This is a genomic window from Pontibacter sp. YIM B11418 (assembly GCF_059278805.1).
In genome coordinates this window covers 367,208-389,760 of record NZ_JCAEMH010000004.1, presented here as the reverse complement: position 1 = coordinate 389,760, position 22,553 = coordinate 367,208, and the positions used below count along the sequence as shown (strand labels likewise).

Sequence of the window (22,553 nt, the reverse complement as noted above, 5' to 3'; positions counted from 1 at the left end):
TAATGATAGCGATTTTTCAGCTATTTTCCGAGTTATTGAAGAGAATAACCGCTACCTTAAGCTACCATACCTAAGAGAACCATTAACCGCTCAATCTATACCTGAAACCGCCTATGGCAGCTATTCCTTTTACCCGCGAGGCCAGGTTGCGACAGCTTTCCGATGTGCCTGCATGGGATGTGTTGGTGATAGGCGGTGGCGCCACAGGTTTAGGAACAGCGCTCGATGCGGCTTCGCGCGGGTATAAGACGCTCTTACTCGAGCAGTCCGATTTTGCGAAAGGCACTTCGAGTCGCAGTACCAAGTTGGTGCACGGCGGGGTGCGCTACCTGGCGCAGGGCAATATTCGGCTGGTATTCGAAGCGCTGCGGGAGCGGGGACTTCTCCTGCGCAACGCACCGCATGTGGTGTCGGTGCAGCCTTTTGTAATCCTTTGCTACAGTTGGTGGCAGCGCTTTTTCTATGGCACCGGCCTCACGCTCTACGATTTGCTGGCAGGCAGGTATAGCCTGGGCCGCACCGCCTGGTGGAGTCGCAAAACCGTGCTCGAGCGCATGCCGAATATCAAATCCGAAAACCTGAAAGGCGGCATTGTGTACTACGACGGGCAATTCGACGACGCGCGCCTGGCTCTGAACCTCGCCCAAACCTGCGCTAAACAAGGTGCAACGGTGCTGAATTATGTTCGTGTGATAGGCTTGACCAAAGACGCCCAGGGAAAAGTAAGCGGCGTTGAAGCAATGGATCTGGAAAGCGGCCAACCCTATACCTTGCGGGCCAAAGCGGTGGTGAACGCGACCGGCGTATATGTAGATGAAATTCTGCAACTCGACCAACCTGCCCAAAACCCACTGGTGATGCCGAGCCAGGGCGTGCACGTGGTACTCGATAAGTCTTTTCTGCCAGGCGATGCCGCCCTGATGATTCCTAAAACGCCGGATGGTCGCGTGCTTTTTGCTATACCCTGGCAGGAGCATGTGTTGGTCGGCACAACCGATACGCCGCTGCAGCAGCTGAGTCTGGAACCTGTGGCGCTGGATACCGAGATTGACTTTATCCTGCAAACCGCTGGGGCTTATCTGCAGAAGTCCCCGACCCGACAGGATGTGCTCAGCGTGTTTGCCGGCCTTCGTCCCTTAGCTGCCCCTAGTAGCTTAACCGGTAGTACCAAGGAGATTTCACGGAGTCACAAATCACTGGTAGCCCCTTCAGGGCTGATCACCATCACAGGCGGCAAATGGACCACTTACCGCCAGATGGCCGAAGACACTGTGAACGCCGCTATCCGGGTGGCGGGGCTGCCTGCTATACCTTGCCGTACGGAGAGATTGCCTATACACGGTGCTATACCTTCGTCAGCTATACCTGCGCCTAATGATCCTGGAGCATTTGCTATTTACGGTAGCGATGCAAGGGCTTTGCAGGCGCTGATGCAGTCGGAGCCTGAACTTGCCCACAAGCTGCACCCTGACTTTAGCTATACCCTAGCCGAAGTGGTGTGGGCGGTGCGACACGAGATGGCCCGTACGGTGGAGGATGTGCTGGCCCGTCGGTTGCGGATACTGTTTTTAGATGCCCGCGCTGCGCTGGAAATGGCGCCTGCGGTAGCCAACATTATGGCCCTCGAACTCAATCGCGACGAGGTATGGCAGCGGGAGCAAATAGCGGCTTTCGAAATGCTCGCGAAACACTATCTGCCACAAGCCACTGAAAAGCCGGCCGTGCGGGCACATTGACGAATTTTTTCCGAAATTGCAGCAAAATTACCCAACCCCATGCAACGACCCTTCAAAATCATCATAATGGCCGGCATTGCGCTGGTGCTTTTCTATTTTGTGCGCGAGTCTTTTCTGAGCGACGACAATTACCTGATTCCACTGAAAAAAGAGCGGGAGGAAAAAGACCTGTCGTTTCGCGGCCGCACGAACAGCCCTTTTGAGGAAGCCGACCGCAGGATGTTCACCAACCTGGTGTATTACGAGCCCAACCTGGACTACCGCGTGAACGTGAAACTGGAAGACATTTCCCCGAAAGACACGGTGCACATGCCCATGACCAATGGCAGCACCGAGGCTTACATGCGCTATGCCATCGCCAATTTTGAGCTAAACGGAGAGCCGCAGCGTCTGACGCTCTACAAAAAGGTGAAAGAGGAAGAAGAAAAGCTGTTTGTGCCCTTCACCGATAAAACTAACGGGTTCGATACCTATGGCGGCGGCCGCTACCTGGATGTGCCCTTCAAGGAAGGCGCCAAAACGGCCACCCTCGATTTCAATCGCGCCTACAGCCCTTTTTGTGCCTACAATCCTGAGTACGTATGCCCGGTGCCGCCCAAAGAAAACCGCCTGACTGTGGCAGTAGAGGCCGGCGAGAAAAACTACGATAAAGTGCATCCGGTGGTGGAGTAGGGCTTTTTGGTGTCACCCAACTCGTGTCAGGTAGCACGATCGCTTTTAGAAAGTACTCGATAAAGGATTTTATGGAAGTAGGTATACCTGAACACTCCATCACTCTTTCGGATTTGTAATCCGAAACGCACTATCAGGCGGATTTGAAATCCGCTTGCCTGCCAGTAGCTACTGCCTCTGCGATTGCGGTTTACAAGTCTGCTGGTCATAAATCTTCGGATTGCAAACCTGAAAGAGCAGCCTCTGGTGGGGGAGCTTCATCTAAAATTCCTTTGTCCTATTGGCTTTTATCAAAGAGCAAAGAAAAATCCTTAATTTTGGGAATTAGCTTCAACCGAACGGGGCTATACCTTACAGAACAACAAAAATAACCATGCTGATTTCATTCGACTGGCTGAAACAACTCATTTCTATAGATAAAACCGCTGAAGAAACAGGCGCCTTGCTGACGGGCTCTGGTCTGGAAGTGGAAGCGATTCACAATTTCGACCAGGTAAAAGGCGGTCTGGAGGGCATCGTGATAGGCGAAGTGCTGACCTGTGAGCGCCATCCGGATGCTGACCGCCTGAGCGTGACCACTGTGGACATCGGCACAGGCGAGCCAAGCCAGATTGTGTGCGGTGCGCCCAACGTAGCTGCCGGACAGAAAGTGGTAGTGGCGACGGTGAACAGTACACTTTACCCTATCGGTGGGGAGCCTTTCAAAATCAAGAAATCAAAAATACGCGGCGCTGCTTCCGAGGGGATGATCTGCGCCGAAGACGAAATTGGCGTCGGTACCTCCCATGCCGGTATCATGGTGCTCGACACTGACCTGCCAAACGGTACGCCTGCCGCTGAGTATTTCGGTCTGGCCTCTGACAAGGTATTCGAAATCGGATTAACGCCTAACCGCGCTGATGCCGCTTCGCACCTGGGTGTGGCCCGCGACCTGAAAGCCCTCTTGCGTGTGCCGTATACCTTGCCTTCATTAGAAGATTTCAAAGTGAACAACACATCCCGCCCTGTGGAGGTGGAGATTGAGAACCTGGAGGCCTGCCCAAGGTATGCCGGTGTCACGGTGAGCGGCGTAAAAGTAGGCCCGTCGCCGGAGTGGCTGCAGAAGCGCCTGCGTGCCATCGACCTGGCCCCGATCAACAACATCGTGGACGTAACCAATTACGTGCTGCACGAGTTAGGCCAGCCGCTGCACGCGTTTGATGCTGATAAGATCAAAGGCAATAAGATTGTCGTGAAAACTGCCGAAGCCGACAGTAAATTCGTGACGCTGGACGGTGTGGAGCGCAAACTCAGAGCCAACGACCTGATGATCTGCAACGCCGAGGAGCCGATGGCGATTGGCGGTGTTTTCGGTGGCAAAGAGTCGGGAGTGAGTGAAGAAACAACGAATATTTTCATTGAGAGTGCTTACTTCTCGCCAGACTACGTTCGCCGCACAGGTATGGCGCACAATCTCAAAACCGACGCATCGTTCCGTTTCGAGCGCGGCACTGACCCGAACATGGTGATTACCGCTCTGAAGCGTGCTGCTTTGCTTATACAGGAAGTGGCTGGCGGTGAGATTAGCTCCGAGATTGTAGACGTATACCCGCAGCCGATTCAGAACCTGGAACTGACGCTGGATATCGAACGCGCCCATACCTTGATTGGTCAGCACATTGGCGCTGAGCGCATGAAAGAAATCCTGACCGACTTAGGTATAGAAATCACCGGCGAAACAGAAGAGAAGCTGCATGTGTCGGTGCCGCCATTCAAAGTAGACGTAACCCGCGAGGCTGACCTGGTGGAAGAAATTCTGCGCATCTACGGCTTCAACAACATTGAGGTGAGCGAGCATATGGCCACTACTTACATGGCCAGTTTCCCGAAACCTTACCCGGAGGATATCAACAAAACGATCCTGGACTACATCTCGGCCAATGGCTTCCACGAGATCATCACCAACTCCATCACCAACTCCAACTACTACGCCGCGGGCGGAGACGAGGAGATGGCCGGACTGGTGAAAGTGCTCAACTACAACAGCGAAGACCTGGACGTGCTGCGCAAGAGCATGGTGTTTTCGGGTCTGGAAGTGCTGCGCTACAACATCAACCGTCGTCAGCGCAACCTCAAGGTATACGAACTCGGCAAGGTATACGAGCAACTGGAAGACGGCTACAAAGAGACCCGCAAACTGGCCCTTTACATGGTAGGCAACACCACCGCCGAAAGCTGGAAACAGCCCGCCCAGAAAGTGGCTTTCCATGACCTGGCAGGTATGGTGCAGAACGTGCTGCAGAAACTCAACGCCGCCGACTACGAAGTGCAGGCCATTGAGCAAAGCCGCTACATGCGCCAAGGTATCACCTATGTGAAAAACGGTACCGTGATTGCACAGGTGGGTTTGCTGGACGCAGCCGTGACCAAGGCCATGGACGTGAAAGAACAGGTATGGTACGCCGAACTGAACTGGGACTACCTCATCAAGAAATACAAAGACAAACTAGTGGCCGAGGAGTTGCCGAAATTCCCGGAAGTGCGCCGCGACCTGTCGCTGGTAGTGGACAAGAACCTGACCTTTGAACAACTGAAGCTGATCGCGCTGCGCACCGAGCGCAAGCTTTTGCAGGGCGTGAACGTGTTCGATGTGTACGAAGGCGACAAAATAGCCGCAGGCAAGAAAGCCTATGCTTTGAGCTTCACGTTGCTGGACCGCCAGCAAACTTTGACCGACAAAGTGATCGATGGCGTGATGAACCGCCTGATGCAGCAATTTGAGAAACAGCTGGGAGCCATTATCCGCAAATAGTTATGCCAAAGGAAAAACAACTGCAACAGCTTCAGTCGATTGAGAGCAAGGTGCGCCAGCTCCTAAACCGCCACACCGACGCGCAACAGAAGCTTGCCGCCGCACAGGAAGAAATTAAAATGCTGGAGTCGCAGTTGCAAGAGCGGGAACAGCAAATAAAAAATTTTCAAAATCAAGAGAATATTGTTAAGATTGTAGATGCGATAGCAGGAAACACTGCAAATTCGACAGAGTTAAAGCTGAAGTTAAACGAATATATAAGGGAAATTGATAAGTGTATCGCCTACTTGCGTGACTAGCGGGAGGCAGTGAGCTGGAGCCGGACATACGGCAGGCCATTGTCAGGAAGCAAAGAAACGGAGTGGCCCTATACCTAAAAAACGCAACGGATGGGTGAATTAGCTATTAAGATTCGCATCGCAGAACGCGAGTATCCGATGCGGGTGAAGGAAGAAGAAGAAGAAAGGCTTCGGGTAGTGGGTAAACTTTTGAACGAGCGCCTGCGCTTTTTCAAAGACCAGTTTGGCATACAGGACAAGCAGGACTTGCTGGCGATGGTGGCTTTTGAGACCATGGTGGACAAGCTGAAGCTCGAGGATGACAAAAATGCCCATCTCGACAAAGTAGGTGCGCAACTGAACGTGCTCGACGAGCTCTTATCAACAAATAAGTAAACCAAACCGAGACTGCCCCCTAAGCATTCTCATTAACTACAGTGTGGTTTGTAAAGCCACTTCACTGTCTTGCTGCAGGTACTGCTATTGTTTTTATAAACCATAAAAGCGTATAGTATGTCCGATATTTTAATCATTCTAATCACCGCCATTGTCGCGCTCGGAGTCGGCGTGTACATTGGGCGTGTACTCCTGCAAAAGGTATACAAACAGCAGGAGGAAGCTGCCCGCCAAAAGGCAAAATCCATTATCCGCGAAGCTGAAATCAACGCCGAGGGCATCAAAAAAGACCGCATGCTGGAGGCCAAGGAAAAATTCCTGAAGCTGAAATCTGAGTTTGAAGAAGAATCGAACAAGAAGAAGAACATCATCATCCAGAACGAGAACAAGGTAAAGCAGCGCGAGCAGCACGTAGCCAAGCAAATGGAGCAGACCAAGCGCCGCGAAACTGAGCTTGACAAGGAGAAGGAAGCACTCGACCACCAGCTGGAAGTTCTCAAGAAACGCAAAGAAGAAGTAGAGCAGCAGCACAGCGAGGTAGTGGCACGTCTCGAGAAAATAGCTGGTCTGACCGCAGCCGAAGCCCGCGAGCAAATGGTAGAAGCCCTGAAAAGCGAAGCCACGTCGCATGCATCTTCTTACGTGAAGGACATTGTGGCGCAGGCCAAGCTCACCGCTACCAAAGAGGCCAAGAAGATCGTGGTGGAGACCATCCAGCGTACTGCTGCGGAGCATGCCATCGAAAACTGCGTATCTGTTTTCAACATCGAAAGCGACGACATCAAGGGCAAGATTATCGGTCGTGAAGGCCGTAACATCCGCGCTCTGGAAGCTGCCACTGGTGTAGAAATCATCGTAGATGACACTCCGGAAGCGATCATTATCTCTGGTTTTGATCCGGTTCGTCGCGAAATTGCCCGCCTGTCGCTGCACCGTTTAGTAGCTGACGGTCGTATCCACCCGGCCCGCATTGAGGAGGTAGTTTCGAAAACCCGCAAAAACATTGAAGAAGAGATCGTGGAAATCGGTGAGCGTACTGCCATCGACTTAGGTATACACGGTCTGCACCCGGAACTGATCAAGATGGTGGGCCGCATGCGCTTCCGTTCGTCTTACGGACAGAACCTGTTGCAGCACTCACGCGAAGTAGCCAACCTGTGCGCCACCATGGCCGCGGAACTTGGTCTGAACGTGAAACATGCCAAGCGCGCCGGTCTGTTGCACGACATCGGTAAAGTAACCCCAGACGAGCCGGAATTGCCACACGCGATCATTGGTATGGAACTGGCCAAGAAATACAAGGAGCATCCGGATATCTGCAACGCCATCGGCGCTCACCACGACGAGATCGAGATGACGGCCATGATTTCTCCGTTGATCCAAGCTTGCGACGCCATCTCCGGTTCAAGACCGGGTGCCCGCCGCGAGATCATGGAGTCGTACATCAAGCGTCTGAAGGATCTGGAAGCTGCTGCCGTATCATTTGACGGTGTGAACCAGTGCTACGCTATCCAGGCTGGCCGCGAGCTCCGCATCATGGTAGACGCTGACAACGTGAGTGACGAAAAAGCCGCGCAGCTTTCATTTGACATCTCGCAGAAGATTGAGAAGGAAATGCAGTACCCTGGTCAGATCAAAATCACGGTAATCCGCGAAATGAGAGCCATCAGCTACGCCAAGTAAGGTATAGCTCAGGTATAAAACAAAAAGCCGCCTGTTACTATTGTAGCAGGCGGCTTTTGCATTAAACTAAAACCAATCGTCACTTAAATTCTTAGCTCAGGAAAGCCTTCAACATCCAAAGCGTTTTTTCATTTTCGTTGATGTCTTCACTCACCAGCGCTACCGTACCTTCGTCGTCACGCTCGGCGGCCAGCGCCAGAATATCACGCTCCAGGCTTACAATCACAGACAGGTTCTGGTGTGTCGCTTCAACCGTTTCGCGGTCACCGCTCAGGCTTGATGCCTCCTGTATGCTCGACACGCGCAGGTAGTCCGAGAAGGAATGCAGCGGCTTCTGCCCGATGGTCAGGATACGCTCTGCCAGTGCATCGATGCGGGCCAGCGCGCTGTTGTACAACTCCTCGTATTTGGCATGCAGCTGGAAGAAGTGTATTCCCTTGATGTTCCAATGGAAACCGCGCAGGTTCTGGTAGTAAATGTGGTAGTTGGCCAGCAACTCGTTCAACTTGTCGGCGATCTCTACTGAATCTTGTTTCTCGAGTCCAATGTTCGTCAGCTTGTTCATAGTCTTATATGTTTTTATTGTTTGTATATACAAATATACCCAAATTGCGATTATAAACCAAATCGATTATATTGATGCGAGTATAGAGATAATCTATACCTTAGCGGGTGGAGGCTAAAAAGTCTATCTGCCTGGGGTGACTGGCCTGTTGATATAAAGCGCCTCTATACTATACGTTTGATAGCATGACACTGGTACAATTGGAATATTTATTGGCGGTAGACACGCACCGTCATTTTGCGACGGCGGCAGACCACTGCTTTGTGACGCAACCCACCCTGAGCATGCAGCTGCAAAAGCTGGAAGAGGAGTTAGGAGTACAGTTATTTGATCGAAGCAGAGTGCCTGTGCGACCCACCGAGATTGGAAAGGAAGTAATTGCTCAGGCCCGAATTGTGGTGGCCGAGTCGAAGAAGATAAGAGAGATTGTGCAGAACCAGAAGCAGGAGCTGAGCGGCGAACTGCGCGTAGGCGTTATACCTACGTTAGCCCCCTACCTGATTCCGCTTTTCGTGACGAGCTTTATAGAGAAGTACCCGGATGTGCGACTGGTGGTGCAGGAGTTGCTGACCGAGGAAATTGTGCAGAAGCTGAACTATGAGCTGCTTGATGTTGGTTTGTTGGTGACGCCCCTCGAAGATAAATCTATAAAGGAGTTGCCGCTGTTTTACGAAGCTTTTGTGGCCTATATCAACCCGTCTCACCCGCTGGCCGACAGCAAGGCGATCAGTCCGGAACAGCTCGACCTGGACGAATTGTGGGTGCTCAACGAAGGGCACTGTTTCCGGAGCCAGGTGCTTAACATCTGTAACCGGGGCGGAGGCACAACCCCTTCCGGCCACTTCGACTACAAGAGCGGCTCCCTCGAAACCCTTAAACGCATTGTAGAAACCCAGCGCGGGCTCACGCTGCTACCCGAACTCTCCGTACTCGATATACCTGCCGAAAAGCAGTCGCTCGTCCATACCTTCCGGGAACCGCAGCCGCAGCGGGAAGTAAGCCTGGTCGTGCACCGCAGCTTCCTGAAAAAACGCCTGATCGAGGCCCTGCAGAATGAAATTGTAGCCGCTATACCTGCGCATATTCGCAACCGCAAAAAACAGCAGGTGGTGGGAGTGAAGGAGTTGGGGAGTTGAGGAGGTTAGAACTGCAGGTATGGTCAAGGACTGTCGGAATCTTGCATTGAGTGCTTGTCTGAATCTATACATAGGGCCCTTACCCCCAAGGATTTTTAGGATTAAGGAGGGCCCCTGTCCCCACGGATTGACAGGATTCTTGTGCATGATTGGCATCCCCTGCCTCCTTCAAAAGGGGTGCTTTCACCCCATCCCAACCTTCCCCTAAAAACAGGGGAAGGAGTCTGCTGCTGCCATCTGACAAGTATAAGCGTAATAACTAGGGTTTCATGTGCACGATTCACATCCCCCTGCCCCCTTCAAAGGGGGAATTTCCGCCATCAGTATAGTCAGGTATAGGCCTCGTAGTAAAGACCACTGACAGGTATAGCAAGACTTACTTGCCCCTTTAACTATGCAACAGATCACTTGTGCCAGGTGCACTTTATGACACTCCACTGTTCGAGCGTTCAGCGAGTGGGGGTAGGGGTCCTCGATTTTTTCATCAAGGAAAAAAGTAAGGCCCGCCCGGCCAGGGCAAGCTATAAAACAAGACTGGACGCTATAACTGCAATAAGCCGTAGCTATGCCAGCAAGGTATAGGTATAGGTATAGGAGCACCCACTAAAACAAAACGGGCTGCTTCTGATGAAGCAGCCCGTTTCTATAATTATACCTAATCAGGTATAGCAAATCAAATTAAGCGTTGATCATGCCGGCTTTCTGCAGCACCTCTACCATCGTAGCACCAATCTCAGCAGGAGAGTCCACCACGTGGATGCCATTCTCGCGCATGATCTTCATTTTAGCAGCAGCAGTATCGTCAGCGCCACCTACAATCGCACCTGCGTGACCCATACGACGACCAGCTGGAGCAGTCTGGCCAGCGATGAAACCTACAACCGGCTTCTTGTTGCCAGTCTCGCTGATGTACTGCGCAGCCATCGCTTCGTAGTTACCACCGATCTCACCGATCATCACAATCGCGTCTGTTTCAGGGTCTTCCATCAGCAGCTGTACTGCATCTTTGGTTGGCGTTCCGATGATCGGGTCGCCACCGATACCAATAGCTGTAGAAATACCCAACCCAGCCTTCACAATCTGGTCAGCAGCCTCGTACGTCAACGTGCCTGACTTAGAAACGATGCCGATACGACCTGGCTTGAACACGAAACCTGGCATGATGCCAACTTTTGCCTCACCTGGCGTAATTACACCCGGGCAGTTCGGACCGATGAGAGTCACATCTTTGCCTTTCAGGTAGTTTTTGGCCATCACCATGTCTTTCACAGGAATGCCCTCTGTAATCGCTACGATTACTTTAATGCCCGCATCAGCAGCTTCCATGATCGCGTCGGCAGCGAAAGCCGGCGGCACGAAAATGATAGAAACATCGGCTCCCGTTCTCTTCACAGCGTCTTCTACTGTGTTGAAAACCGGCAGGTCGAGGTGGTTGTTGCCGCCTTTACCTGGTGTAACACCACCCACTACGTTGGTGCCGTACTCGATCATCTGGGAGGCGTGAAAAGAACCTTCGGAGCCCGTGAAGCCCTGTACGATCACTTTCGAATTTTTATTTACTAAAACACTCATGTGTATCTTATTAAGTTGATGAATGATGGTCTAAAATAAGGTAGTGCAAAAATAGGCTTTTTTGCGGCGCTTCCAAAAAATAGTTAACGCTAATATAGGCGCTAAAACAGCCCGGCGGAACGGGAACAGGTATACCTGCTGTTATACGGAGGGCAGGGGGCTATACCTGTTAAGTATAATTTTTATTACGTACCTTTGCACCCGTATCTCAAAAAAGCACTCAGATGACATACCTGAATCATATAACCGAGGCGATCGGTAACACCCCTTTAGTAAAGCTTAATAACGTAACCGATGGCGTGAAAGCGACCATACTAGCCAAAGTAGAGTACATGAACCCGGGCAACTCCGTAAAGGACCGCATGGCGATCAGAATGATTGAAGATGCCGAGAAGGCCGGAATCCTGAAGCCGGGCGGTACGATCATCGAAGGCACATCAGGCAACACAGGTATGGGACTGGCGCTGGCGGCTATCGCGAAAGGCTATAAGTGCATTTTTACGCTGGCCGATAAGCAGAGCAAGGAGAAAATGGATATTTTGCGTGCCGTTGGTGCCGAGGTACGTGTGTGTCCGACCAACGTAGCCCCTGACCATCCGGATTCGTACTACTCGGTGGCTAAGCGCCTGAACGAAGAGATCCCGAACTCGTTCTACCCGAATCAGTATGACAACCTCTCCAACTGGAGAGCGCACTATGAAAGCACCGGTCCGGAGATATGGGAGCAGTCCGGGGACAAGATTACGCACTTCGTCACCGGGGTGGGAACTGGCGGTACGGTAACTGGTATTTCGCGCTACCTGAAAGAGCATAAGCCCGAGCTGATCACAGTAGGTATAGACACATACGGTTCTGTTTTCAAGAAATATAAGGAAACCGGTATTTTCGACGAGAACGAAATCTATTCTTACGCCACCGAAGGTATAGGCGAGGACATACTGCCCAAGAATGTGGATTTCGACGTGATCGACACCTTTTTGAAAGTGACTGACAAAGATGGCGCTATCATGACGCGCCGTTTGGCCAAGGAGGAAGGACTGTTTGTAGGCTGGTCAAGCGGAACGGCCGTATACGGAGCTTTGGAATATGCCCGCGAAAACAACCTGACGGAGAACGATGTTATGGTGGTGTTGCTGCCAGACCACGGTACCCGTTACCTGGGCAAGATCTACAACGACGAGTGGATGCGCGCGCAGGGCTACATCGACTAAACAACCTAAGGTAACTAAATTCGAGGTATATAATTTGTTTGAAGTATCCAACTTGTGTACCTTGTGATGCGGCAAATACCTAGGGTTAAATGTAGGACAATTTAATTCAGAAACGTTAGCTTGAAATATACGGCTTGCGTAGAAACAGGCCGGGGATGGTTTAGCTATGAAAAAGATATCAGGCGTTCTTCTTATTGACGACGACGACACCACAAATTTCCTGAACCAGCGTTTGCTTGAGCGGATGCAGGTGACAGACAACATACGCACGTTTGTGAACGGCAAACAGGCATTCGACTACTTGTACAATGTGAGTAACAACAACTACGAGCAGACGGACGGAAATTATTTTCAGCCGGAACTGATTTTCCTGGACATCAGCATGCCGGTGATGGATGGATTCGAAATGCTGGACCTGTATGAGCGGCTGAACCCTGAGTTCCGGAAAAATATAGTACTGGCTGTGCTGACTACTTCAACGCATCCACAGGATACGGATGCCGCTCAGAAGTATTCGGCAGAGTATCTTACCAAGCCGCTCACGGCAGAGAAAGTAAAGAACCTGATCAACAAGCATTTTAGCTCTGCCAATCAGGAGGCTTAAAAAGACGTAGGTATAAAGACGAGCCGATGCGCTGACTCAAGCAAGAGTAGCGCATCGGCTCGTTTCGTTTTTATAGTGGCTGAAAAGCCAGGTATACGTGTTGCCCGAATGGAGGACATCACGATACCTGGAGAAGCCTGTGAAATGGAGCAGGCATAGGTTGCCGAATAGTTTTGATTGCGCTATACCTAGAATGAGAAGCCAAAATTGGATTTGATCAGCAGGTTAATGATTACGCCCGCACCGGCCAGCAGCAAACCAATTCCGATCAGTTTTTCGATGTCCTGCATTTTGCCCTGACGTTTTTTGAGCATGTTACCGCCAATCGCTCCTAAAGCAAAGGCTGCCATGAGTGGAAGACTTCGACTCCAAATCACGTTGCCGAGCAGGTAGTGGCTGATAAAACCGGTAAAGCTGGTAATCACCAGTATAAAGAGCGAGGTGGAAGTGGCGATCTGTGGCGGTATGCGGAACAGCTTGATCATCATTGGGGTTTGCAGAAAGCCACCGCCTATACCGAACAGACCTGCAATAATGCCTGAAGCAAAACCAAAGACCGACACCAGGCCCCCGTTCAGGCGATAGGCAATGTGCTTTGCCCTGTTTTTCCGGATAAACGAGGTCGGCACCCGACGGATGCGGTACATCATACCGGAATGCCGCTGAATCCTTTCTTTGTCCTGTGGTTTCACCATAAAGAATCCCACCGTCAGCACAAAAAGCGCAAAGATCACCTGCAGTTCCGAGACAGGTAGGAAGGCGACCAAAAAGGCTCCCAGCACCGTGCCGGCTACCGCCGGGAATTGAATGAGCGAGCCTACCACGTAATCGATGCTGCGGTCGCGGAGGTTGAAGACAGAGGCAATGATAGAGGCCGGCACCAACGCCGACATGGTCGCACCGATGGCGATCTCGATGTTGTATCCGAAGAAGATGATCAGGATCGGCACCATGAACACGCCTCCCCCGAAACCGATGATGGTGCCAAACCCGCTCACGAGCGCACCCACAACAAAAATGATAAATTCCTCCATTTGCTAAGCCCCGCGGGACCGTGGTATCATACCTTTTTGTGCAAGGTACACTATTCAGCTACAGGTACGAATTTAAAGTCATCACCGTTAAACAATCCTTTGTCACTGAGCTTGAGCGAAGGTATAACCAGCAGTGCCATGAACGAGAGTGTCATGAAAGGGGATGCCAGTTTGCTGCCCATTTCCTTGCTCATGCGGTCGATGGCCGAATAAGCCTGAGCCACTTCGTAACCATCGTCCGCCGACATAATGCCTGCCACCGGCAAAGGCAGTAATTGCTCTTGCTCGCCATCCACCGCAGCCACGCCTCCCTTGGCACTGATGATCAGGTTCACGGCGCGGGCGATACTCTCGTCGTCCACCCCCACAGCAATGATGTTATGCGAGTCGTGGCCCACCGAAGAGGCGATAGCGCCGTGCTGTATACCTACGTTCTTGATAAAGGCCACCGCGGGCTCGGCATTCGCATACCTGTTCACCACGGTTATCTTGAGCACATCCTGCGCCACATCTGACTGTATAAAGCCATTTTCGATTTTCGGCTCCGCCCATACCTGATGCGAGATCAATTGTCCGTCAAACGCTTCAATTACCCGGATCTTACTGGCGCTGTCGGCTGGCAGTCGGAACTGTTCCGGCGACTTTGGTTCGGTGTTGAAGTTGTTGATGACCTCACTTGGGGTGAAGTTGATCTTAGACTTGCCATTTTCTGCCACCAGTTCCCCGTTGATATAGGTAGCCTCGATGGAAAAGTCTTCGAGGTTGTTCACCACAATAAAGTCAGCCGGGTCGTTTTCGCGGAGCAGACCAACTTCCAGCTTATAATGCTCCACCGGGTTAAGACAGGCGGCACGCATCACATGGAACAGGTCGTGACCTTTAGCGAGCGCCCGTTTCACGAGCAGGTTAAGGTGACCTTCTACGAGGTTGTCGGGGTGCTTGTCATCGGAGCAGAACATGATGCTGTCGGGATGACTCGCTAGCAAAGGTATAAGCGCTTCAAAGTTCTTGGCGGCACTTCCTTCCCGAATGAGGATCTTCATACCTACCGCTAGTTTGTCGAGCGCCTCTTCCGCCGTAAAGCACTCGTGATCGGTGGTGATGCCTGCTGAAGCATAGAGAGCCGCTTGTTCGCCACGCAAACCGGGTGCGTGCCCGTCTACGGCCTTGCCATACCTTTGGGCCAGTTCTATCTTCTCCATCACTACCGGGTCGCGGTGCAGCACGCCGGGCCAGTTCATCATCTCAGCCAGGTACTTTATTTCGTCGCGCTGAAATAAGGTTTCGATGTCGGCAGCCGTTATCTCGGCGCCGGCTGTTTCGAAAGGGGTGGCGGGTACGCAGGAGGGAGCGCCGAAATAAAACTTAAAGGGTACTTTTTTCCCGTTCTCAATCATGTACTCCACGCCAGCTATACCTAGCACATTGCCGATCTCGTGCGGGTCCGACACCGTGGCCACCGTGCCATGCGGCACAGCCAGTCGGGCGAATTCAGAAGGCACTAGCATGGAACTTTCCACATGCACGTGAGCATCTACAAAGCCGGGTAAAATATAACTGGAAGAGGTGGTGGCCTCACGAACTATTTTAGAAATGCGGCCGTTTGACACATGGACCGTTCCTTCAAAAATGGCTTGCTGGTGCAGGTCAATAATGCGTCCGCTGACGGTATAGGAGCTATGCATGGATAGGACTGTCTTGTTGATTTAAAATGCCCGCTGATGGGGATTGAACCCGTAAATTACCTTATATTTGCGTTAAAATTAGTCGTTTTGAGAAAGATAATTTCATACATGCTACTGGCGGGAATTTTGGCAACTGGCCCTTTGGCGAGCTGTACGACCAAAACACCGCAACAGAAAAAGACGGCCTCCTACATGAAAAAGAGCAAGCGCGGCAATGTGCCCTGCCCTTGCGATTCGAATTAATTCCTAACAGCTTACCATGAAAAAAATTGTAATCGCCATAGATGGCTACTCCTCGTGCGGAAAAAGTACAACGGCCAAACTGGTGGCTGCCGAACTAGGCTACGCTTACATCGATACCGGTGCCATGTACCGGGCGGTTACGCTTTATTTTCTGGAGCATCACGTCAGTCTCACCAACCCCAAAGAGGTGAACGACGCCCTCGATAAGATAGATATCACGTTTCATTACAACCCAAAGGCCAAAAGAAACGAAGTATTCCTTAACGGTCTGAACGTGGAGGATGAGATTCGCAAGATGTACATCTCCAACCAGGTGAGCGAGGTGAGTGTGGTAAAGGAAGTGCGCCGCGCCATGGTAGCCCAGCAGCAGAAGATGGGCAGAAAGCGCGGCGTGGTGATGGACGGACGCGACATTGGAACAGCTGTGTTTCCTGATGCGGAGGTTAAAATATTTATGACCGCCGATGTGGATACCCGTGCCCGCCGACGGCAGGATGAGTTGCTGGAGAAGAAGCAGCTTGTCAATCTTGATGAAATAAAGCAGAACCTGCAAAAGCGCGACCTGATCGACTCGACCAGGGCTGAGAGTCCCCTGCGCCGTGCCGATGATGCTTTTTTGCTGGATACGTCGCACATGACCATCGACGAGCAGGTAGAGTTTGTACTAAACAAGGTAACTTCCCGTATTTTCAACGGTGACTATGCCTTACAGGAATAGAGGAAAGTAGAAATGAACGTAACGATAGACAAAAATTCCGGTTATTGCTTCGGTGTCGAATTTGCCATACAGATGGCAGAGGATGAAATGGAGAACTGCGAGGAACTCTATTGTCTGGGCGACATTGTGCACAACAGCATGGAAGTGAAGCGCCTGTACCAAAAGGGTCTTCGCATCATCGACCGGGAACAGCTCAAAGAACTGCGCGATACCAAAGTGCTGATAAGAGCGCATGGCGAGCCGCCGGAAACCTATAAGACAGCCTTAGAGAACAACATCGAACTGATAGACGCTTCCTGCCCGGTGGTGCTCAAACTGCAGAACCGTGTAAAGCATGCTTTTGACGCTGACAAAACCAAAGGCGGCCAGATCGTGATTTACGGCCAGGTAGGCCATGCCGAAGTGATAGGACTGGCAGGCCAGACAGGCGACGAAGCCATTATTGTGACCACGGAGGAGGATCTGGATAAGATCGACTTTTCACGCCCGGTGACCCTTTTCAGCCAGACTACCAAAAGCACTAAAGGCTTTTACCACATCAAGGCACTCATCGAAGAACGCATACAGCAGGCAAAGCAGGACAGCACGGCTTTCAACGCCAACGACAGCATCTGCCGTCAGGTGTCTAACCGCGAGCCGCAACTGACCAGATTCTCGACGGAGCATGATGTGATCATTTTTGTGAGTGGCAAGAAGAGTTCTAACGGAAAAGCCCTCTACAGCGTGTGCAAACAGCATAACCCCAACAGTTACTTTGTGGAGAATGAAGAAGAACTGGAAAGAGAGTGGTTTGCCAATGCTGCGAGCGTAGGTATATGCGGCGCTACTTCCACGCCTATGTGGCTGATGCAGCAGGTAGCCGACAGTATCAAAAAATTTGACCTCGAAACAGTATAGCGATAACACTATACTGCAAAATAGTGGCTTTTTAGCTACATTTAGGCTTTGCTTCGGTAAAGCCTATTTTTTTTAACGCACCACCACACATGAGACGCATTTTACGCTATTTTCTGAACGGACTACTTATTGTAGCACCCTTCACCATTACGGTATGGATCATTGTGGCCATTATCGACTGGTTGAATAGCCTTTTCGACTTAGGTATACCTGGCCTGGGAATTATGCTCATGTTTGTCCTGCTCACCCTGATCGGTTTTATCAGCTCGTCCTTCTTCGTGAAACCCTTTATCGTCATCACAGGGCGTTGGTTTAACAAAGTGCCGCTGGTGGGCATCGTCTATTCCAGCATCAAAGATCTGTTCGATGCCTTTGTAGGAGACAACCAGAAGTTTAACAAGCCGGTGATGGTGAAGATGTCGGAGGACTCAGATAACCTGAAGTTCGGTTTTGTGACGCAGGATGCTTTCAGCTCTGTAAATGTAGAAGACCGCGTAGCTGTGTACTTCCCGCACTCTTATAACTTTTCGGGCGAGCTGTTTGTAGTGCCCAAGCGCAACGTGGTATACCTGGACCTGCCGAGCAGCGATGTAATGAAATTTGTTGTTTCGGGAGGTGTGTCGAAGCTTTAAATGAGCAGGGGCTATACCTTTCATCTCAGAAAAAAGCCTCTTCAGCCGTACAAGCTAAAATTTTAATCCTGAACATGTATCTTATTTGTATGCATGCCGAATAAGTAAAGGAGAGAACACATTGCGCCAGGATGCCATACATTATTCATAACGGTACGAAGCTGCATTACAGAGTGCTGGGGCAAGGCACGCAGCCTTTGCTGGCTTTTCATGGCTATGGGCAGAGCAGCAGCTACTACCAACCAATGGGCCATGCGCTCGGCAGCGACTATACCATCTACGCCTTCGACCTGTTTTTCCATGGCCAAAGCAGTCTGCACAAAGAGAACATGCCGCTTGACAAGGATTTTCTGCAGGAGTTGGTTGGTTTGTTTCTGGCAAAGGAAAAGATAGATCATTTCTCGCTAATGGGCTTTAGCATGGGGGGGAAATTCGCCCTTACGTTGGTGGAGCGTTTCTCAGAGCGCATCGACGAACTTTTCCTAATCGCGCCGGACGGTATCAAGACCAGCTTCTGGTACAACATCGCCACCTACCCGGGTTGGCTGCAGCAGCTTTTCAAGCGCACCGTGCTTAAGCCAGAGCCTTTCTTCCGCTTGCTCAACGTGCTCAACCGGTATAACATGATCCACAAGAGCCTGATCCGCTTCGCCCGCTTCCAGATGGATAGCACTGAGAAGCGCTTGCGGGTATACCGCAGCTGGATCGGTTTCCGCGAACTCAACTTCGATATCCGCGAGATTGTGCGACTCCTCAACCACAAACAGGTGCCGGTTACGATGTTCCTCGGTGAGTTCGACCAGATCATCTCTCCCAAGCGGGTAAGTGTGTTTATAAAAGCCCTGCACAAAGGGGAGTTGGTGGTGCTCAAAGCCGGGCATTCGCATTTGCTGCAGGAGGTTGCGGAGTTGCTGCATAAGAAACGAACTCAGCCTATACCTCCGGTTAAGTAAGTAGTCTGTTATAGGTATAGCGATGATGGCGCTAGCGTCCTCGCTCGTGACTACTATCGTGAGGCCTCTGGCCCAAGCATAGGTATAGCCGCTGCTTCTGTTGCACAGTATGCCTTGGCCAGGCGGGCGGCTGTTTCGCCTGTGCGGCGGGCACCTACTTTTTTCCTTGATGAAAAAAGTAGGTAAAAAAGTCAAGACCCTCCAAACTCGCTGAACGCTCAAACAGTGGAGTGTCGTAAAGGCACACTTGGTACAGGTGATCTGTTTCATAGCTGAAGAGGCAAGTTAGTCTTGCTATACCTGTCAGTGGTAGTTTGCTACAACGTTTATACCTACAAATTAGCAGTAGAAGAAGTCCCCCTTTGAAGGGGGCAGGGGGATGTCAATCGTGCACATGAAACCGCAGCTACAAAGCTATACCTGAGAAATAGTAGCGGCAGGCTCCTTCCCCTGTTTTTAGGGGAAGGCTGGGATGGGGTAAAAATTCCCACTCTTAGGAGGGGCAGGGGTGGGTTATGGCAACTGCCTGTCACTCTCTAACCAAGATTCTTTCAGGATGACACACGGGGAAGGCGGAGTCTCCCTTCCAAGGGTCAGGTAGATAAAAATCATCCACGAAAATCCTTCAATCCTGTAAATCCTGATTCAGACAAATTAATCCTTTCTGATTCCGAAAATCCCAATCCCAATTCGTCATACCTAAAGCAGAATGCTTAAATTGGCCCCTGATGAAAGAGGAGAACCTAAAAAAGCCCAAACCAGAGAAAAAGATCATCGGCAGGCGCGAGATGGTGGCCTTTCCTGAACTGGATATTGACGAGATAGAGGCCAAAATTGACACCGGCGCCTATACCTCCGCCATCCACTGTTCGGATATTCATGAGGAAACCCTCGCCGACGGAACTAAAGTGATCTCGCTGGACTTATTAGACCCATCGCACCCGCAGTACAATCACAAAAAACTGACCTTTGCGGACTACAGCCTCCGCGATATCCGTAACTCGTTCGGAGATGTGCAGGAGCGCTACGTCATCAAAACCCGTATCAAGGTGTTCGACGAGCTGATTGAGGCGGAGTTCTCGCTCTCGGACCGCAGCGACATGAAATACCCGGTGCTCATTGGCCGAAAATTGCTGAAAGGCCGGTTTATTGTCGACGTTTCCCGTAAAAACGTCTCACTCAAATTCAACAAAAAACAAAAGAAGAATAAATAGTCTTTATGAAAATAGCGATTCTCTCTCGCAACTCTAAGTTGTACTCTACCCGCCGCCTGGTAGAAGCTGCACAGCAACGCGGCCACGAAGCCGTAGTGCTCGACCACCTGCGCTGCGACCTTGTGATTGAGCAGGGCGACCCGCACATCCTCTACAAGGGAGAACGCTTAACCGATATCGACGCTATCATTCCGCGTATCGGGGCTTCGGTTACCTTTTACGGTACGGCCGTGGTGCGTCAGTTTGAGATGATGAAAGTAAAAAGCGCCGTGGACTCGCAGAGCATCGTACGCTCCCGCGACAAACTGCGCAGCAGCCAGATCCTCTCCCGCGCAGGACTGGGCATGCCCAAGACCGCCTTTACCAATTACTCAAAAGAAACCTCCATGCTGGTGAAAGAAGTAGGAGGCGCACCATTGGTGATCAAACTACTCGAAGGAACACAGGGCCTGGGTGTGGTGCTGGCCGAAACTAAAAAAGCGGCTGAATCGGTGATTGAGGCATTTCATAACCTGAAGGCCCGTATCATTGTGCAGGAATTCATTGCCGAAGCGGCAGGTGCTGACATCCGCGCTTTTGTGGTGAACGGCGAAGTAGTGGGGGCCATGAAGCGCCAGGGCAAGGAGGGTGAGTTTCGCTCCAACCTGCACCGCGGCGGTAATGCCTCCCTCGTCAAACTTACTCGTCAGGAGAAGGCCGCTGCTTTGCTGGCTGCCAAGTCGCTGGGTCTGGGTATAGCCGGTGTAGACATGCTGCAGTCCAAGCGCGGACCGCTCATTCTGGAGGTAAACTCATCGCCGGGTTTGCAAGGTATAGAGAAGGCAACCAACAAGGATATCGCCGCTAAAATAATTGAGTACGTAGAGGGGCTGGTGCAGAAGAAGGCCGCCAAGAGAGTGAAAGAATAGCATGCCCGAAACCATTAAGATCAACGGTGTCAGTATTGACCGTGGAGAGAAAGTGCTCACCCGGCTCGTTATCTCCAAACTTCCCAGCGGTACACTCATCGACATTCCTGTTTATGTGTTCCGCTCGGTGCACGACGGCCCGGTGCTTTTGCTGATGGCAGGTATGCACGGCGACGAGGTGAACGGCACGGAAATCATCCGACGCATGATCACCAAAAAGATGCTGTACCCGCTCAAAGGCACCATCATTGCAGTGCCCATTTTGAACATCTACGGCTTCCTGAACTTCTCGCGCGACGTGCCCGATGGCAAAGATGTGAACCGAAGTTTCCCCGGGAACAGAGAAGGCTCACTGGCCAGCCGCGTGGCGCATCGTTTTATGAAAGAAGTGATGCCTTTTATTGACTACGGCGTGGATTTCCATACAGGAGGCTCGAGCAGAAGCAACTACCCGCAGATACGCTGCGTGCTGGCTGAACCGAAGAACCAGGTACTGGCAGATGCCTTTGCCGCGCCTTTTACGCTAAATGCCTCTTACAGGCAGGGTTCGCTCCGGAAAGAGGCCGCCAAACTCGGCAAGCACATCCTGGTATATGAGACGGGAGAGTCGCTGCGCTTCGATGAGCGCGGCATCAAACTAGGTATAGAGGGCACTTGTCGCCTGATGCACCACCTGGGCATGGCGGCCAGTGCGCCCGCCGCAAGTGAGCCAACTACTATTTGCATGAAAGATATTTGGGTGCGCGCCAAAAATGCGGGCCTGTTCCGTAGCCTTGTGCAGGAAGGTGGCTACGTAAAGAAAGGACAGGTGGTAGGCACGATCACTGACCCTTACGGCGAAATGGAAGTGCGCCTCAACGCCCCGGCTGCAGGTTATATAGTCGGCCTCAATAACATGCCCGTTGTGAACCAGGGAGATGCCCTGATGCACATTGCTTTTTAAGGTATAGCAGATAAAAAAAGAGCCCGCTACTGAAAGGTAGCGGGCTCTTTTTTTATAAAGCTTTTCAGCTGTTAGAATACGTAGCGTACGTGCAGGGCAGAATCCCAGAAGCCACGGCCATGCGGTATGTTGATGTAAGGCTTGATGTCGGCACCAATCGTGAAAGGAATGTCGCGGATGTAGTACTCCAGACCAAGCACAGCATCAATACCAAAGCCTACGATATTGTCTTCGTAGTATCTGTCACGTCTGTCTTTGTCATAATAGTAGTAGTAACGGCCTTCGTAGAAGCCAACGTGACCACCCAAACCATAGTACCACTGCAGACCTTTAGCGTTGAAAGCTGGTGCGTGTTTCTCATAAAGCACGGTAACTACGGCACCTCTGTGACGGAAACCTGTGCTCAGGATGCCTTCGATAGCAGCATCACTTTTAATGAAATGCTTTATAGTAAGGCCTGAAGCAACACCGCCTCTGAAACCTATACCTGTTTTGTACTCCTGTGCATTGGCACCGAAAGCAAGCGTCATTACCAAAGCTAAGGTAAACCCTACGCGAAGAAATGTTTTCATTGTTCTATTAAAAAAGTTATATCTGGCTTGCCAGACAGGTACGTCCAGCTGGCAGGCTGCAAAAATAGAACTTCTTCTGTTCGAAAAAACTAATATTTACTTTTTTCACA

The 22,553-nt window shown here is 51.2% G+C and carries 20 protein-coding genes and 1 pseudogene; 16 read left to right on the top strand and 5 right to left on the bottom strand.

Annotated features, from left to right (window positions below):
* Positions 1-113: 113 nt before the first annotated feature.
* The 6 genes from AC4QZR_RS12180 (at position 114) to rny (ending at position 7,556) form a co-directional block, all read left to right on the top strand.
* Positions 114-1,736 (top strand): glycerol-3-phosphate dehydrogenase/oxidase, encoded by a 1,623-nt coding sequence (locus tag AC4QZR_RS12180; protein ID WP_494481154.1) that lies wholly within the window; start codon positions 114-116, stop codon positions 1,734-1,736.
* A 39-nt stretch (positions 1,737-1,775) separates the two neighbouring features.
* Complete coding sequence (locus tag AC4QZR_RS12175) at positions 1,776-2,408, top strand: DUF1684 domain-containing protein (protein ID WP_494481153.1); 633 nt, start codon at positions 1,776-1,778, stop codon at positions 2,406-2,408.
* Between the two features lie 373 nt (positions 2,409-2,781).
* Positions 2,782-5,199: a phenylalanine--tRNA ligase subunit beta gene (gene pheT, locus AC4QZR_RS12170; RefSeq protein ID WP_494481152.1), complete on the top strand. Its 2,418-nt coding sequence runs from the start codon at positions 2,782-2,784 to the stop codon at positions 5,197-5,199.
* Positions 5,200-5,201: 2 nt separating this feature from the next.
* Complete coding sequence (locus AC4QZR_RS12165) at positions 5,202-5,498, top strand: tol-pal system YbgF family protein (RefSeq protein ID WP_253402357.1); 297 nt, start codon at positions 5,202-5,204, stop codon at positions 5,496-5,498.
* Positions 5,499-5,588: 90 nt separating this feature from the next.
* Positions 5,589-5,873: a cell division protein ZapA gene (locus AC4QZR_RS12160; protein WP_494481151.1), complete on the top strand. Its 285-nt coding sequence runs from the start codon at positions 5,589-5,591 to the stop codon at positions 5,871-5,873.
* 117 nt (positions 5,874-5,990) lie between these two features.
* Positions 5,991-7,556, top strand: coding sequence for a ribonuclease Y (gene rny, locus AC4QZR_RS12155; RefSeq protein ID WP_116544876.1), 1,566 nt, complete (start codon positions 5,991-5,993; stop codon positions 7,554-7,556).
* A gap of 91 nt (positions 7,557-7,647) precedes the next feature.
* Here rny and AC4QZR_RS12150 read toward each other — a convergent pair whose 3' ends face one another.
* Positions 7,648-8,121, bottom strand: a complete 474-nt coding sequence (locus AC4QZR_RS12150) for a Dps family protein (RefSeq protein ID WP_253402359.1) — start codon at positions 8,119-8,121, stop codon at positions 7,648-7,650.
* A gap of 185 nt (positions 8,122-8,306) precedes the next feature.
* Here AC4QZR_RS12150 and AC4QZR_RS12145 point away from each other — a divergent pair, with 185 nt between their 5' ends.
* Positions 8,307-9,257, top strand: a complete 951-nt coding sequence (locus AC4QZR_RS12145) for a hydrogen peroxide-inducible genes activator (protein ID WP_494481150.1) — start codon at positions 8,307-8,309, stop codon at positions 9,255-9,257.
* 678 nt (positions 9,258-9,935) lie between these two features.
* On the opposite strand, the gene sucD is transcribed toward AC4QZR_RS12145, so the two are convergent.
* The gene (gene sucD / locus AC4QZR_RS12140; RefSeq protein ID WP_253402363.1) at positions 9,936-10,829 is read right to left on the bottom strand and encodes a succinate--CoA ligase subunit alpha; all 894 of its coding nucleotides are present in this window, start codon (positions 10,827-10,829) and stop codon (positions 9,936-9,938) included.
* A 224-nt stretch (positions 10,830-11,053) separates the two neighbouring features.
* On the opposite strand from sucD, the pseudogene AC4QZR_RS12135 reads away from it, so the two are divergent.
* Positions 11,054-12,037 (top strand): annotated as a pseudogene (locus AC4QZR_RS12135) (PLP-dependent cysteine synthase family protein); the annotation flags it as partial.
* Between the two features lie 169 nt (positions 12,038-12,206).
* Positions 12,207-12,644 (top strand): response regulator, encoded by a 438-nt coding sequence (locus AC4QZR_RS12130; protein WP_253402365.1) that lies wholly within the window; start codon positions 12,207-12,209, stop codon positions 12,642-12,644.
* A gap of 188 nt (positions 12,645-12,832) precedes the next feature.
* On the opposite strand, the gene AC4QZR_RS12125 is transcribed toward AC4QZR_RS12130, so the two are convergent.
* The gene (locus AC4QZR_RS12125) at positions 12,833-13,678 is read right to left on the bottom strand and encodes a sulfite exporter TauE/SafE family protein (protein WP_494481149.1); all 846 of its coding nucleotides are present in this window, start codon (positions 13,676-13,678) and stop codon (positions 12,833-12,835) included.
* Between the two features lie 50 nt (positions 13,679-13,728).
* On the bottom strand, positions 13,729-15,363 hold the full coding sequence (gene ade / locus AC4QZR_RS12120) for an adenine deaminase (protein ID WP_494481148.1): 1,635 nt from the start codon (positions 15,361-15,363) through the stop codon (positions 13,729-13,731).
* A 259-nt stretch (positions 15,364-15,622) separates the two neighbouring features.
* On the opposite strand from ade, the gene cmk reads away from it, so the two are divergent.
* The 7 genes from cmk to AC4QZR_RS12085 all read left to right on the top strand — a co-directional run bounded on the left by cmk (position 15,623) and on the right by AC4QZR_RS12085 (position 21,871).
* A complete protein-coding gene (cmk, locus tag AC4QZR_RS12115) occupies positions 15,623-16,324 on the top strand; it encodes a (d)CMP kinase (RefSeq protein ID WP_494481147.1) in 702 nt (233 codons plus the stop codon).
* A 12-nt stretch (positions 16,325-16,336) separates the two neighbouring features.
* The gene (locus AC4QZR_RS12110; RefSeq protein ID WP_494481146.1) at positions 16,337-17,221 is read left to right on the top strand and encodes a 4-hydroxy-3-methylbut-2-enyl diphosphate reductase; all 885 of its coding nucleotides are present in this window, start codon (positions 16,337-16,339) and stop codon (positions 17,219-17,221) included.
* An 89-nt stretch (positions 17,222-17,310) separates the two neighbouring features.
* Positions 17,311-17,853: a DUF502 domain-containing protein gene (locus AC4QZR_RS12105; protein ID WP_253402374.1), complete on the top strand. Its 543-nt coding sequence runs from the start codon at positions 17,311-17,313 to the stop codon at positions 17,851-17,853.
* A 131-nt stretch (positions 17,854-17,984) separates the two neighbouring features.
* On the top strand, positions 17,985-18,806 hold the full coding sequence (locus tag AC4QZR_RS12100; protein WP_494481145.1) for an alpha/beta fold hydrolase: 822 nt from the start codon (positions 17,985-17,987) through the stop codon (positions 18,804-18,806).
* Positions 18,807-19,534: 728 nt separating this feature from the next.
* Positions 19,535-20,020 carry an ATP-dependent zinc protease family protein gene (locus AC4QZR_RS12095; RefSeq protein ID WP_303411126.1) on the top strand — a complete coding sequence of 162 codons (486 nt, stop codon included), beginning with the start codon at positions 19,535-19,537 and terminating at the stop codon, positions 20,018-20,020.
* Positions 20,021-20,025: 5 nt separating this feature from the next.
* Positions 20,026-20,928 carry a 30S ribosomal protein S6--L-glutamate ligase gene (gene rimK, locus AC4QZR_RS12090; RefSeq protein ID WP_253402382.1) on the top strand — a complete coding sequence of 301 codons (903 nt, stop codon included), beginning with the start codon at positions 20,026-20,028 and terminating at the stop codon, positions 20,926-20,928.
* A 1-nt stretch (position 20,929) separates the two neighbouring features.
* The gene (locus AC4QZR_RS12085; protein WP_494481144.1) at positions 20,930-21,871 is read left to right on the top strand and encodes a succinylglutamate desuccinylase/aspartoacylase family protein; all 942 of its coding nucleotides are present in this window, start codon (positions 20,930-20,932) and stop codon (positions 21,869-21,871) included.
* A 71-nt stretch (positions 21,872-21,942) separates the two neighbouring features.
* Here the strand turns inward: AC4QZR_RS12085 and AC4QZR_RS12080 are convergent, their stop codons facing one another.
* Positions 21,943-22,443: a hypothetical protein gene (locus AC4QZR_RS12080; protein WP_253402386.1), complete on the bottom strand. Its 501-nt coding sequence runs from the start codon at positions 22,441-22,443 to the stop codon at positions 21,943-21,945.
* Between the last annotated feature and the right edge of the window lie 110 nt (positions 22,444-22,553).